Source organism: Cellulosimicrobium sp. JZ28, from assembly GCF_015327065.1.
GTDB lineage: Bacteria > Actinomycetota > Actinomycetes > Actinomycetales > Cellulomonadaceae > Cellulosimicrobium > Cellulosimicrobium funkei.
Map to the genome: position 1 here is coordinate 1,824,536 of NZ_CP017660.1, position 12,734 is coordinate 1,837,269.

The following is a 12,734-nucleotide window of genomic DNA, read 5'->3' on the forward strand; positions in this document are numbered from 1 at the left end:
TCTCCGTCCGCGCCGGGACGCGGAACGCCCCACCGAGCACCGTACCGAGCCGGGCACCCTCACGTCCCGACCCACGACCCGGCCCGCGGTTCACACGACGGCTCACACGACCGGCCCGGCGCCGCGCGCGACCTGGAACACCCGCGCGACGCCGGGCTCGTCGGGGTCGTCGGTGATGTCGCGCCCGTCGAGCCAGCACCCGACGACGTGCGCGAGCTCGCCGGGGTGGCTGAAGTTCATGGCGTGCGGAGCGCCCTCGATCGCCGCGACGGTCACGTGCGGGGGCGCGAGCGCACCCACCTCCCGCACGCGCCACGGCGGCGGCATGAGCGGGTCGCGGGTGCCGAGGACGGCGAGCGTCGGCACGGGGACGCGCAGCACGCGTTCGAGCGAGGGGAACCGGGCGAGCTCGGCGAAGAGCTGGAGCGCGTTGACCGGCCCGAACCGCACGTAGTCGGGTACGGCGACGCGCGCCATGCGCGGGCTCTCGCGCACGGCGTCGCGCGCGAGCTGGGTGAGGGCGCGCCCGAACGGCTGGTTGTGCACGCCCCCGGCCGGCGAGGCGAGCACCACGCCGGCGACCCGGTCCGGTGCGGCGTGCGCGACCTCGAGGCTGACGGGCCCGCCCATGGAGTTGCCCAGCAGGACGACCCGGTCGAGCCCGAGGGCGTCGAGCGTCGACAGGAGCGCCCACGCGAGGGCGGGGATACCGAGCGGGTGGCCCCACTCCTCGCTGCGCCCGTACCCGGGCAGGTCCGGCACGACGGCGGTCGCGCGGTGGGCGAGACGCTCGGCCGTCGGGAGGAGATACGTGCCGGAGATGGCGAAGCCGTGCACGTGCACGATCGGCACGGCGCCCGCGACCTCGGGGCCGGAGCGCACGAAGACCTCGCGGCCCTCGACGGTGACGTGGCGCGACGTCCACCCCTCTGCGGCCATACCGCGATCCTCCCAGTCCCCCGCGCCGACCTCGGCGGCGCGGGCGGCGGAGCACCCGCGACGGGTGAGGCGCCGGGACGACCCGGGCGGCGAGCATGGACGCCGGACGGGGGTCGACGTGGAGCAGAGCACGGGTCGCACCGCGGGTCGGCCGACGGCGGCCGACCGGCGCCTCGCGCTGCTCCTGGCCGCCGCGATGTTCGTGCTCGTGGTCGACACGTCGTTCATGAACGTGTCGATCTCGGCCGTCGTGCGCGACCTGGGCACGACCGTGAGCGGCGTCCAGACGGCGATCGCGCTCGAGGCGCTCGTGTCGGCGTCGTTCATCCTCGTGGGCAGCAAGGTCGGCGACCTCGTGGGCCGGCGGCGCGCGTACGTCGTCGGGCTGCTCGCGTACGGGGCGGGCGCGGTGGCGATGACGCTCGCGCAGAGCCTCGTGGCGGTCGTGGTCTTCTGGTCGGTCATCGGCGGGCTCGGGGCCGCGCTGCTGCTGCCGGCGATGCAGTCGCTCGTGCACGGCAACTTCGAGGGCACCGCGCGCAAGGCGGCGTACGCGCTCGTGGGCGCGGCGGCGTCGATCGCGGCGGCGGTCGGGCCGCTGCTCGGCGGCGTCATCACGACGACGCTGTCGTGGCGCGTGGCGTTCGGGCTCGAGGCCGTGGTGATCGTCGTCGTCCTCGTGGGCGTGCGCCTCGTGCGCGACGTCCCGTACACGGGCGACCGCGCGGTGGACGTCGTCGGGACGGTCCTGTCCGTCGTCGGCATGGGCGGGGTCGTGCTGGGCGTGCTCGTGTGGCAGGAGGGCGGCGAGGCGGTCGGGGCGCTCGTCCTCGTCGGAGCGCTGGGCCTGGTGGGCCTCGCGTGGTGGCTCGTGCGCCGCGCGCGGGCCGGGCGGACGACGCTCGTCGACCCCGGGCTGTTCCGCTCGCCCGCGTTCCGGATCGGGGTGTCGCAGCAGCTCCTGCAGCAGGTCGCGCTGGGCGGCGCGATGATCGCGCTGCCGATCTTCCTGCAGATGGCGCTCGGGTACGACGCGCTGCTCGCGGGCCTCTCGCTCGCCCCGCTGTCGCTGACGATGTTCGCCGCCGCGCTCGTCGCGGGCAAGCGCCCGGGCCGACGGCGGCCGGCCTCCCGCGTGCTCGCGGGCTTCCTCCTGCTCGTCGTGGGCGTGGTGGCGCTCGTCGCGGTGGTGCCGAGGGCGTCGTCGGGCTGGTGGCTCGCGCTGCCGCTCGTCGTGGCGGGCGCCGGGCTGGGGCTCCTGGTCTCCCAGCTCAACGCGTACACGCTCTCCCCCGTGCCGGAGGAGCGCGCGAGCGAGGCCGCGGGCGTGAGCTCGGCTGCCGGGTCGTTCGGCCTCTCGCTCGGCCTCGCCGTCGCGGGCGCGGTCATGCTGGCGTCGCTCGCGGCGGGGTTCACGGCGCGGGCGGAGGCGAGCGACGTGCTGCCCCCGGACGACAAGGAGCAGGTCGCCCGGGTGCTCGAGGACGACGCCGAGATCATGAGCGACGCCCAGCTCGTCGAGCTCCTCGCCGACGAGCCACCTGCGGTGCGGGCGGAGGTCGTGGCCATCAACGACGACGTGCGGGCGCGGGCGCTGCAGGTCGCGCTCCTCGTGCCGCTCGTCGCGGGGCTCCTCGGCGTCGTCGCGGCGCTGCGCATGCGCCGCCTGCCGGACCCCGAGGTGCGCGAGGGCGAGCCGCCGGTCCTCGGCTGACCCGCGTCGTCGGGATCGTGACCGGACCGAGACCCTGTTCGTTGCTCGTGCTAACCGTCGCGAAACGCCCGGGAAACAGCGACTTGTGAGCATCGCTGACGGCAGGGGGCCCCACCACACGACCGCCGGTCGCGCCGTACCTCCGCGCGCCCGGAGGAAGGACCGCTCGCCCATGACCCGTCCCGTCCCCCGCAGACGGCTCCGCGTCCGCGCCGCCCTCGTCGGCGGTCTCGCGTGCGCCGCGGCGGCCCTCGCCGCCCCCGCGCACGCCGCACCGTCCGTCGCCCAGGTCTCCCTCTCGGCGCCCGCGTCGGTCGAGGTCGGCGCGGAGATCACCGTCACGGTCGCCGCGTCCGGTGCCGTCGACCTCTACGCCTACGACCTCGCCGTCGCCTACGACCCCGACCTCGTCGAGCTCGTGGACGACTCCGTCGTGACCCCGGACGGCGGGTTCGCCGACGCGACCGACGACGCAGCCGGGACGGTCGTCGTCACGCACACGCGGCTCGGCACCTCGCCCGGCCTCGAGGGCGACGTCACCCTCGCGACCCTGACGTTCACCGCCGTGTCCGACGGCGCGGCGGCCTTCGCCGTCCCGACCGCCACGCTCGTGGGCGCCGACGCCGGGACGGCGACGCTCACCGACGCCGCGAGCGCCACGACGACCGTCACCGCGGCCGACGTCCCGCCCACGGCGGAGCCGACGGACGGGACCGCCACGCCGCCCGTCGACGACGGCGGCACCACACCCCCCGGGGACGACGGCGCGTCCGACTCGTCGTCGTCCCCGTCCGGGTCCGCCTCCGGCGGCGCGCTGGCGTCGACCGGGGCGAGCGTCGCGTGGTTCGTCGGCGCCGCGCTCCTCGCGGTCGCCGTCGGCACGGGCATCCTGCTCGCGCGGCGTCGGGCGGCCACGCGATGACCGGCCCGCTGCCCCGCCCCGACCTCTCGCCCGCGCGCCGCGCGCCCGTCCCCTCGAAGGAGCCGTCCGTGACCACGACCCACCGGCGCGCCGCCACCGGCGGGCTCGCCGCCCTGACGATCGGCGGCCTCGTCCTCGGCGTCACGACGGCGCCCGCCGCGACCGGTGCGCCCGGCGCGGAGCCCGCGCCGCTCCTCGCCCCCTACTGGACCGCGCTCGACCTCACGGGCGACCAGCAGGTCACGACGGACGACCTCGCGGTCGTCGCCGCGGCCCTCGGCGCGACGTCGGCGGACGCGGTGTGGGACGACGTCGCGCCCGCCGACACGGACGGGGACGGCACGATCACGGTGACCGACCTCGCCGCCGTCTCGCAGCGCATCGTGTACGACGACGGCCCGTTCGAGATCGTCGAGGCGTCCGTGCTCGACATGCAGGCCGCGATGAACGCGGGCACGACGACGTCGGTCGCGATCACCCAGGAGTACCTCGACCGGATCGACGCGTACGACACGACGCTCGTCGACACGGGCGCGGGCGGGCGGCCGCTGCGCTCGATCATCAGCACGAGCGACGTCGCGCTGGAGGCCGCCGCGCGCGCCGACGCGGTCCGCGCGACGGACGGCATGACGAGCCTGCTGCTCGGCGTGCCCGTCGCGGTCAAGGACAACTACGACACGAAGGACATGCCCACCACGGGCGGCTGCGGCTGCTGGGACGACAACCGGACGACGACCGACGCGACGATGGTCGAGGGCCTGCGCGCCGACGGCGCGGTGATCCTCGCGAAGGCCAGCCTGGACGAGTTCGCGTTCGGGTTCGCGTCGGAGTTCTCGTCCTTCCAGGACGCCGGGACGAGCACGCTCGTCGCGAGCCCGTACGTCACGAGCCGCACGGCAGGCGGGTCCAGCGGCGGCACGGGGGCGGCCGTCGCGGCGAACCTCGCCGGGCTCGGCCTCGGCACGGACACAGGCGGGTCGATCCGCGTCCCGTCGTCGTACAACCAGCTCGTCGGCGTGCGCCCGACGGTCGGCCTCGCGAGCCGCGACGGCATCATCCCGCTCGCGCTGAGCCAGGACACGGGCGGGCCGATGGCGCGCACCGTCCTCGACGCGGCCGTCGCGCTCGACGCCGTCGCGGGGGTCGACGCCGCCGACCCGGTGACGTCGCGCCAGGAGGGCGAGGTCCCGGCGTCGTACACGCAGTACCTGGACGAGGGGGCGCTCGACGGCGCCCGCATCGGCTACGTGCCGTCCATGCTCGGCAGCAACGCGGCGACGCTCCGCCTGTGGGCGCAGACCCGCGCGACGCTCGAGTCGCTCGGCGCGACCGTCGTCGAGGTCACGCCGCCGACCACGTGGTCGCCGGTCCTGCCGAACGGCTTCGCGAGCGTCCTCTCCGAGGGGTCGGGCTCGACCAACGAGTTCAAGCACGACCTCGACGCGTACGTCGCGACCCACCTCGCCCCGCAGGTCGAGGCCCGCACGCTCCAGGAGATCGTGGACTCGGGCCGCTACGTGCCGTCCCGCCGCAGCACGTACGTCTCGCGCGACGCGGTCACCGAGGAGACGTACCAGGCGTGGGCGGGCCCCGAGGGGTCGCACACCAAGGTCCTCGCCGAGGGCAAGGTCCTCGTCACCGCGATGCTCGACGACGCCGACCTCGACGCGCTCGTCTACCCGAGCGCCAACCCGTACGGGACGATCGGCACCAACCTGCGGCTCAGCCCGAACACCGGGCTGCCCGCGGTGACCGTCCCGGTCGGGCAGGCGGTCGCGACCGACGGCACCGTCACCGGCGGCGGCGTCAACCTCGAGCTGCTCGGCCGCGACTTCGACGAGGGCCCGCTGCTCGGCCTCGCGTACGCGCTCGAGCAGGCCACGCAGGCCCGCACCTCCCCCGCGCTGTACGGCCCGCTCGGCTGAGCGGCCCACCACCAGCGCCGACGGCGGCCGTCCCCTCCCGGAGGCGGCCGCCGTCGTCGGTCAGGAGAGGTTGCCCACCGCGGCGACGACGCGTCAGCGGCGCGGTGTCCGACGGCGCTCGTCGTCGCCGCCGAGCGCGGCACCGAGCGCCGCGAGCACGAGCAGGTCCACCACGAGACCCGCGACGCCGACCCACTGCAGCGCGCGGAACACGAGGAGCTGGGTGAGCAGGAGCGAGACGAGCACGCCGCGCCGGACCCACACGGCGCCGGCCCGGCGGTCCTCGGGCCGCCCGCGGCGGGACACCACGACGCCCACGACGACGCACGCGGCCGTCGCGGCGACGCCCGCGGCGATGCCGGCCCCGACCCAGGTGGGCACGTCGACGTCGCCGACCAGCACGCGCAGCCCCGCGAGCAGCGAGCCCAGCGCCGTCCCGAGCACGAGCACGACCACGACGACGGCGGCCCAGCGTCGCTGGAGCGTCTGCGCGAACCAGGCCGACGAGCGCCGCACGAGGGCGCGCACCGGGTCGGGCACGTCCACGTCGTCGCGCGGAACGGCCTCGACGAGCGCCGCGACCTCGTCGGCCGTCGGCTCGCCGCGGCCCAGCGCGACGAGCGCGCGGGCCTCCTCGCGCGCGTCGTCGGTGAACCCGCCGGCGACGCCCGCGACGGCGCGGTCGGTGGCGACGGCCAGGTACTCGGCCGGGTGGTGGCGCCGCCACCCGTGCAGCGCCTCGACGACGAGGACGAGCACGACGACCGTCGCGTAGATGAGCGCCGCCGTCGGCTCGTAGAAGTAGTCGTTGTCCGCGGTGACGAACTTGCCGATCTCGTCGACGAACAGCCCGAAGCCGATCCCGCCCACGAACGCGCCGAGCGAGCGCAACGCGGGGCCCACGAAGGACAGCAGCAGCACGAGGGCGAGCGCCATGCCGAGCCCGCCCCACAGCACGTGCGCGACGTGCAGGTCTCCCCCGCCGACCTGCGGGTACCCCGACGCCGCGAGGAAGAACCGCGTCACGAGCACCGTCGCGACCGCGACCACGAGGAACGTCACGACGTGCCGCACGGCCGCGGTGTCCCGGGCTGCGCCGAGGCGCAGGGCGCGGCTCCGCCGGGAGGTCCCGGCGGAGGCGCGCCCCGTGCCCGTGCTCACCGCTTGCGCTTCTCCCGCACGCGGACGCTGATCTCGATGGGCGATCCCTCGAACCCGAACGTCTCGCGCAGGCGGCGCTCGATGAACCGGCGGTAGCCCGCCTCGAGGAACCCGGTCGCGAACACCACGAACCGCGGCGGGCGCGTCGAAGCCTGCGTCGCGAAGAGGATGCGGGGCTGCTTGCCGCCGCGCAGCGGGTGCGGGTGGGCGGCCACGAGCTCGCCGAGGAACGCGTTGAGGCGGCCCGTCGGGATGCGCGTGTCCCAGGAGTCGAGCGCGCGCTCCATCGCCGGGGCGAGGCGGTCGGTGTGCCAGCCGGTGCGGGCCGACACGTTGACGCGCGGCGCCCACTGCACCTGGACGAGGTCCTTCTCGATCTCGCGCTCGAGGTACGGGCGACGGTCGTCGTCCATGAGGTCCCACTTGTTGTACGCGATGACGAGCGCGCGGCCCGCGTCCACGACCTGGGAGATGACGCGCGTGTCCTGCTCGGTGAGCGGCACGGACGCGTCCACGAGCACGACGGCGAGCTCCGCCTTCTCGATCGCGGCCTGCGTGCGCAGGGACGCGTAGAAGTCGGCGCCCTTCGTCTGGTGCACCCGGCGCCGGATGCCGGCGGTGTCGACGAGGACGTACGGGACGTCCTTGATCGTCACGAGCTCGTCGACCGGGTCGCGCGTCGTGCCAGCGATCTCGTCGACGACGACGCGGTCGGCGCCCGCGAGCTTGTTCAGCAGCGAGGACTTGCCGACGTTCGGGCGCCCGACGAGCGCGACGCGCCGCGGCCCGGTCGGCCGCACCTGGCCGTGCTCGGACTCCGTGGGCAGCGCCGCCATCGCGGCGTCGAGCAGGTCGCCCGTCCCGCGGCCGTGCAGCGCGGACACGGGGTGCGGCTCGCCGAGGCCGAGGCTCCACAGGTACGCGGCGTCCGCCTCGCCCGACTGCCCGTCGACCTTGTTGGCGCACAGCACGACGGGCTTGCCCGACTCGCGCAGGAGGCGCACGACGCGCTCGTCCGTCGCGGTCGCGCCGACGGTCGCGTCGACGACGAAGAGCACCGCGTCGGCGAGGGAGATCGCGACCTCGGCCTGCTCGGCGACCTTGGACTCGATGCCCGCGACGTCGACCTCCCAGCCGCCGGTGTCCACGAGCGTGAAGCGGCGCCCGGCCCAGTCGGCCGGGTAGCTCACGCGGTCGCGCGTGACGCCCGGCTTGTCCTCGACGACGGCCTCGCGGCGGCCGAGGATGCGGTTGACGAGCGTCGACTTGCCGACGTTCGGGCGCCCGACCACGGCGAGCACGGGCAGGGGCGCCTCGGGCGCCGCGCCGTCGAGCGCGTCCTCGTCGGCGTCGAGCAGCGCGAGGTCGGCGTCCTCGAGCTCGTAGTCGTCGAGTCCGGCGCGCAGCGCGCGCTCGCGCGCCTCGTCGTCCGCGGCGTCCGCGGGCGCCAGGGGCTCCTCGGCCTGACCGACGGCGTCGGTCCGTCCGGGCGTGCCGGGCTGGGCGGGGTCGGGTGTGGTCATGGGGTCCATTCTCCCAGGCCGCGGGCCAGGCTCCGAACCGGGCCGTGGGCGCGTCGTGCGGGTGCCCGTCCGGCGCGCCCGGCGTCAGCCCGCGGCACCGTCCCGGCGGGCGGCGAGCCGCGCGACGACGGCCCGCACGACGTCGTCGGGCACGGGCTCCGCCAGCGGGAACCGCAGCGTGCCCTTGCCGTCCTGGTAGCGCGCGATGCGGCGCGCGAGCGCGTCGTCGACCTCGGGCACGGGGTAGAGCGAGACGTGGTGGGCCCAGCCCGCGAGGTAGACGACGTACCGGCCGTCGCGCGTGAAGGTCGGGATGCCGTAGCTGATGCGCTCGCCCAGGCCGGGCACCGTGTCGTGCACCACGGCGCGCAGGTGCGCGACGACCTCGCGCGCGTCCGGGGCGAGCGTCGCGAGGTACTCGTCGACGGTCGTGGGCTTGCCGGGCGGCTCGGCCATGCGTGCTCCCTCCCCCGCGGGCGGCGCCTGCCCGGCCCTGCGACGGGGCGTCGGCGCCTGAGCGCGAACCTACCGCGCGGCGGGCGTGCCCGCGAGGCGCACGAGCACGACCCCGGCGACGACGAGCACGCAGCCCGCGGCCTGCACGAGGCTCGGCACCTCGCCGAGCAGGAGCCACGCGATGGCGACGGCGAACAGCACCTCGGACAGCCCGACGAACGACGCGAGGCGCTCGCCCATGCGCACGGTCGCGGCGACGCCGGACACGTACGCGAAGGCCGTCGCGACGAGCACGACGACCGCGAGCGGGACGTACCAGGGCGCGGGCGAACCGAGGAGCGTGACGTCGACGAGCGGGGCGGCGAAGGGCAGCACGCCCGCGAGCGCCGCCGCGCCGAGCGCGAGCGCCCCGACGCCGAGCCCGCTCGCGGCGAGCGCGACGGGCGGCAGGCGCGTCGGGCGCGCGGACAGCACGAAGTAGGCGCCCAGCCCTACCGCCGCGCCGAGCGCGAGGAGGACGCCGAGGAGGTCGGGGCGGGCGCCGCCCGGGTCGACGACGAGCACGAGCCCGAGGACCGCGACGGCGCAGCCCGCGAGCGTGAGCCGGGGCGGCACGTGGCGCGTGCGGGCCCAGGCGAGGCCGACGAGGAGCACGGGCGCGAGGTACTCGACGAGCAGCGCGATGCCGACGGGCATGCGCGCGACGGCCGCGAAGTAGCACAGCTGGGTCCCCGCGACGGCGACGAGGCCGAACCCGAGGACGAGCCGCCACTCCTCGCGCAGGAGGCGGTGGCTGCCGCGCAGGGCGACGGCCGCGACCGGGGCGAGGACGAGCGCCGAGCACAGGGCGCGCGCGAAGACGGCGGCGCCCGGCGTCCAGCCCGCCTCGAGGAGCGGCTTGACGAACGGGCCGCTCGCGCCGAACGCGAGGGCCGACGCGAGCCCGACGAACAGCCCCGTGCCCGGGCGGTCGCCCACCACGTGCGCCACCGGGCGGTCCGCCCTCACGGCGTCGGCCGGTCCCCGCGCGGGTCGTCCAGCGGCAGCGCCACGCCGGTCAGAGCGACCGTGTCGGCGACCAGCTCGGCGAGCGCGGTGCGGATGCGCTCGTTCGCGTCCTCGAGCGCCTGCTTGCCACTCACCCCGGGCGCGCGCTCGACGGTGAGCGGCTCCCCGAAGCGGACGACGAGCCGACGGCGCAGCCCGGGGATCCGGTTGACGCCCTCGCCCGCGCGGCGCGTGCCGAGGACGGCGACGGGCACCACCTGCGCGTGGCCGTTGAGCGCGAGCCACGCGGCCCCGGCACGCGCGGAGGTGGCGTCGCCGCGCCCGCGGGCGCCCTCGGGGAAGACGCCGACCGCGCCGCCGCGCCGCAGCACGCCGAGCCCGGCCGCGAGCGCGGGGCGCCCGCCGGTGCGGTCGACGGGGATCTGCCCGGCCGCGCGCAGCACCCAGCCGACCGGCCCGGTGAACATCTCCTCCTTGACGAGGACGTGCAGCGGGCGCGGCGCGACCCCGAGGACGAGCGGCCCGTCGACGACGCCGGTGTGGTTCGCGGCGAGCACGACGGGGCCGTCGGCCGGGACGTGCTCCGCGCCGACGACCTCGGTCGCCCACACGACGCGCGCGAGGAAGCGACCCACCCAGCGCGACCACGCCGGCCCGGCGGGCGACGGGACGCCGTCTCCCGTGCCGCGGCTCACGAGCCCTGGCGCGGGCCGACCACCCGCCCGGTGACCTGCTCGACCACGGAGAGCACCGCGTCGATCGTCTGCTCCAGGTCGAGGTCCGACGAGTCGACGGTCACGACGCCGTCGGCCGCGACCTGGAACTGCGAGACCGTCGCGTCGTCGCGGTCGCGCCGCAGCACCTGGTCCTTCGTCGCCTCGACGGCGGCCGCGTCGGCCGTCCCGTGCACGTCGAGCGAGCGGCGCGCGAGGCGGGCCTCCTCGCTCGCGGTGAGGAGCACGCGCACGTCGGCGTCGGGGGCGACGACCGTCGTGATGTCCCGGCCCTCCGCCACGACGCCGCGGCCGCTGGCGAAACCCGCGGGCGTGCGCTCGGCCTCGATGACCGCGCGCTGGAGACGCCGCAGCTCCGCGCGCACCGCGAGGTTGGTCGCGACGGCGCTCACGGCCGTCGAGATCTCGGTCGAGCGGATCGCCTCGCCGACGTCCGTCCCGTCCACGTGGACGGTCGGACCGGACGGGTCGAGGCCCATGACGAGCGGCATGACGCGCACGGCGTGCGCGACGGCGTCCTGGTCGGCGAGGTCCTCGCCGCGGTGCAGGCACCACCAGGTGGCGGCGCGGTACATCGCGCCCGTGTCGAGGTAGGCGAGGCCGAGGCGGCGCGCGACGCCCTTGGACACGCTCGACTTGCCGGAACCTGACGGCCCGTCGATCGCGACCGTCAGCGCGCCGTCGGCGCGACCCTCCCCCGCGCCCGGCGTCCCCGCGCTCACTGGGCCAGGTCCTTGCGCAGCGCCGTCGCCCCGTGCAGGTACACGTGCTGGACCGCCGCGCGGTCGACGTCGAGCTCGGCGTGCGCCATGAGGCGCACCACGCGCGGCAGCGCGCCGGGCACCGCGATCTCCGTCGCGCACATGAGCGGCACGTCGCCGAGGCCCATCTCGCGCGCCGCGGCGGCCGGGAAGTCGGCCACCAGGTCGGGGGTGCACGTGAAGAGGATCGAGATGAGCGCGCCGGTGTCGACGGCGTTCGCGTCGAGCACCTCCTGGACGAGCTCGCGCGTGCGCGCGAACAGGTGCTCGCGCTCGTCGGCGTCGAGCTGGGTCGCGCCCCGGATCGCCCGGACCGGCATGGATGGTGCTCCTTCGTGCGGGACGGCCCGCCTCGCGGCGGTCCGTCGGGGTGGTGGTGCGGGACGCGCGGACCTAGAGCCCGACGCCCGCCATGAGCGTGCCGAGCTCGGTGCGCCCGAGGACGCGCGTCGTGCCGGGGCGCAGGTTGCCGAGCGCGATCGGCCCGATGCGCGTGCGCACGAGGCGCGTCACGGGGTAGCCGACCTCCTCGAACATGCGCCGCACGACCCGGTTGCGGCCCGAGTGCAGCACGACCTCGATCATCGTCTGGTCGGCGACCTGGTCGACGACGCGGTACGCGTCCGCCCGCACGACCCCGTCCTCGAGCTCGATCCCGTGCAGGAACTTGTTCGCGACGTTGCCCGCGACCTTGCCGCGCACCGTGACGAGGTAGGTCTTGGCGACCTCGTGCGAGGGGTGCGCGAGGTGGTTCGCGAGCTCGCCGTCGTTCGTGAGCAGCAGCAGGCCCTCGCTGTCCGCGTCGAGGCGGCCCACGTGGAACAGGCGCTCGGGCCGGTCGGCGACGAGCTCGGCGATGGACGGGCGACCGTCCGGGTCGTGCATCGTCGACACGACGCCGCGCGGCTTGTTGAGGGCGAGCGTCACGCGCGAGGAGTCGAGCTGCAGGCGCATCCCGTCCACGTGCACGACGGCGCGCGCCGGGTCGACCCGCACGCCCAGCTCGGTGACCCGCACGCCGTCCACCTCGACGCGGCCCTGCGCGATGAGGTCCTCGCACGCGCGGCGCGACCCGAGCCCGGCCGACGCGAGCACCTTCTGCAGGCGCACGCCGTCCTCGACGTGGACGTCGCGCTGGGGCTCGCTGGGCTGCCCGCGCACGGGACGGCGCGGCCGGGCCGCCGCCTGGCCGGCGCGGGGTGCCGACGTGCCGCGACCCGCGGCAGGGCGACCCCGCCCGGCGGCCGCGCCGCGGCCCGCGCCGGTCGCCCGACCGGCCTGGCCACGACCGGCGCCCTGCTCCCGGCCGTCGCCCGCGCCGCGGCCCGCGGACGAGCCCTGCGCGGGCGAGCCGCCGCGCCGGGGCGCGCCGCCCGCGCGTGCGCTGTCGCCGCCCCGCGGGCCGCCACGACGCGCGTCGCCGTTCCCGCCGCGGCGTGCGTCGCCCGCCCCGTCGCGGGGCGTGCGCCCGCGCCCTCCGTCGCCGGAGCGGCGTCCGTCCTTCGAGCTCATGCGTGTCCTTCGTCCGTCGGTCCGTGCGTGACGTCGTGCGTCACGCCGGGTGTCGTGGCGGTCGGCGCCGGTGCGCCGT

General features: G+C 76.6%; 12 protein-coding genes. 3 read left to right on the forward strand and 9 right to left on the reverse strand.

The window, feature by feature from the left end:
- Positions 1-102: 102 nt before the first annotated feature.
- Positions 103-939: an alpha/beta fold hydrolase gene (locus BJP59_RS08430; RefSeq protein WP_194522705.1), complete on the reverse strand. Its 837-nt coding sequence runs from the start codon at positions 937-939 to the stop codon at positions 103-105.
- A 196-nt stretch (positions 940-1,135) separates the two neighbouring features.
- Between BJP59_RS08430 and BJP59_RS08435 the strand changes: the two genes are divergently transcribed.
- The 3 genes from BJP59_RS08435 to BJP59_RS08445 all read left to right on the forward strand — a co-directional run bounded on the left by BJP59_RS08435 (position 1,136) and on the right by BJP59_RS08445 (position 5,500).
- Positions 1,136-2,653 (forward strand): MFS transporter, encoded by a 1,518-nt coding sequence (locus tag BJP59_RS08435; protein ID WP_083711810.1) that lies wholly within the window; start codon positions 1,136-1,138, stop codon positions 2,651-2,653.
- A 172-nt stretch (positions 2,654-2,825) separates the two neighbouring features.
- Complete coding sequence (locus tag BJP59_RS08440; RefSeq protein ID WP_194522706.1) at positions 2,826-3,575, forward strand: cohesin domain-containing protein; 750 nt, start codon at positions 2,826-2,828, stop codon at positions 3,573-3,575.
- Positions 3,576-3,643: 68 nt separating this feature from the next.
- Positions 3,644-5,500: an amidase family protein gene (locus BJP59_RS08445; protein WP_228485346.1), complete on the forward strand. Its 1,857-nt coding sequence runs from the start codon at positions 3,644-3,646 to the stop codon at positions 5,498-5,500.
- A gap of 93 nt (positions 5,501-5,593) precedes the next feature.
- Here BJP59_RS08445 and BJP59_RS08450 read toward each other — a convergent pair whose 3' ends face one another.
- From BJP59_RS08450 to BJP59_RS08485, 8 genes are all read right to left on the reverse strand, one after another.
- Entirely contained in the window at positions 5,594-6,661 is a 1,068-nt protein-coding gene (locus BJP59_RS08450; RefSeq protein WP_194522708.1) for a hypothetical protein, read from the reverse strand.
- Positions 6,658-8,193: a ribosome biogenesis GTPase Der gene (gene der / locus BJP59_RS08455; RefSeq protein WP_194522709.1), complete on the reverse strand. Its 1,536-nt coding sequence runs from the start codon at positions 8,191-8,193 to the stop codon at positions 6,658-6,660. The genes BJP59_RS08450 and der overlap by 4 nt, the downstream gene beginning before the upstream one ends.
- A 75-nt stretch (positions 8,194-8,268) precedes the next feature.
- Positions 8,269-8,640 (reverse strand): iron chaperone, encoded by a 372-nt coding sequence (locus BJP59_RS08460; protein WP_043656988.1) that lies wholly within the window; start codon positions 8,638-8,640, stop codon positions 8,269-8,271.
- Between the two features lie 69 nt (positions 8,641-8,709).
- The gene (locus BJP59_RS08465) at positions 8,710-9,630 is read right to left on the reverse strand and encodes a DMT family transporter (RefSeq protein ID WP_228485348.1); all 921 of its coding nucleotides are present in this window, start codon (positions 9,628-9,630) and stop codon (positions 8,710-8,712) included.
- Positions 9,631-9,644: 14 nt separating this feature from the next.
- Positions 9,645-10,343, reverse strand: a complete 699-nt coding sequence (locus BJP59_RS08470; RefSeq protein ID WP_194522710.1) for a lysophospholipid acyltransferase family protein — start codon at positions 10,341-10,343, stop codon at positions 9,645-9,647.
- Entirely contained in the window at positions 10,340-11,104 is a 765-nt protein-coding gene (gene cmk / locus BJP59_RS08475; protein WP_228485349.1) for a (d)CMP kinase, read from the reverse strand. Before cmk ends, BJP59_RS08470 begins: the two co-directional genes overlap by 4 nt.
- Complete coding sequence (gene aroH / locus BJP59_RS08480; protein WP_043660429.1) at positions 11,101-11,463, reverse strand: chorismate mutase; 363 nt, start codon at positions 11,461-11,463, stop codon at positions 11,101-11,103. The genes cmk and aroH overlap by 4 nt, the downstream gene beginning before the upstream one ends.
- Before the next feature lie 73 nt (positions 11,464-11,536).
- Entirely contained in the window at positions 11,537-12,655 is a 1,119-nt protein-coding gene (locus BJP59_RS08485; protein ID WP_194522711.1) for a pseudouridine synthase, read from the reverse strand.
- Between the last annotated feature and the right edge of the window lie 79 nt (positions 12,656-12,734).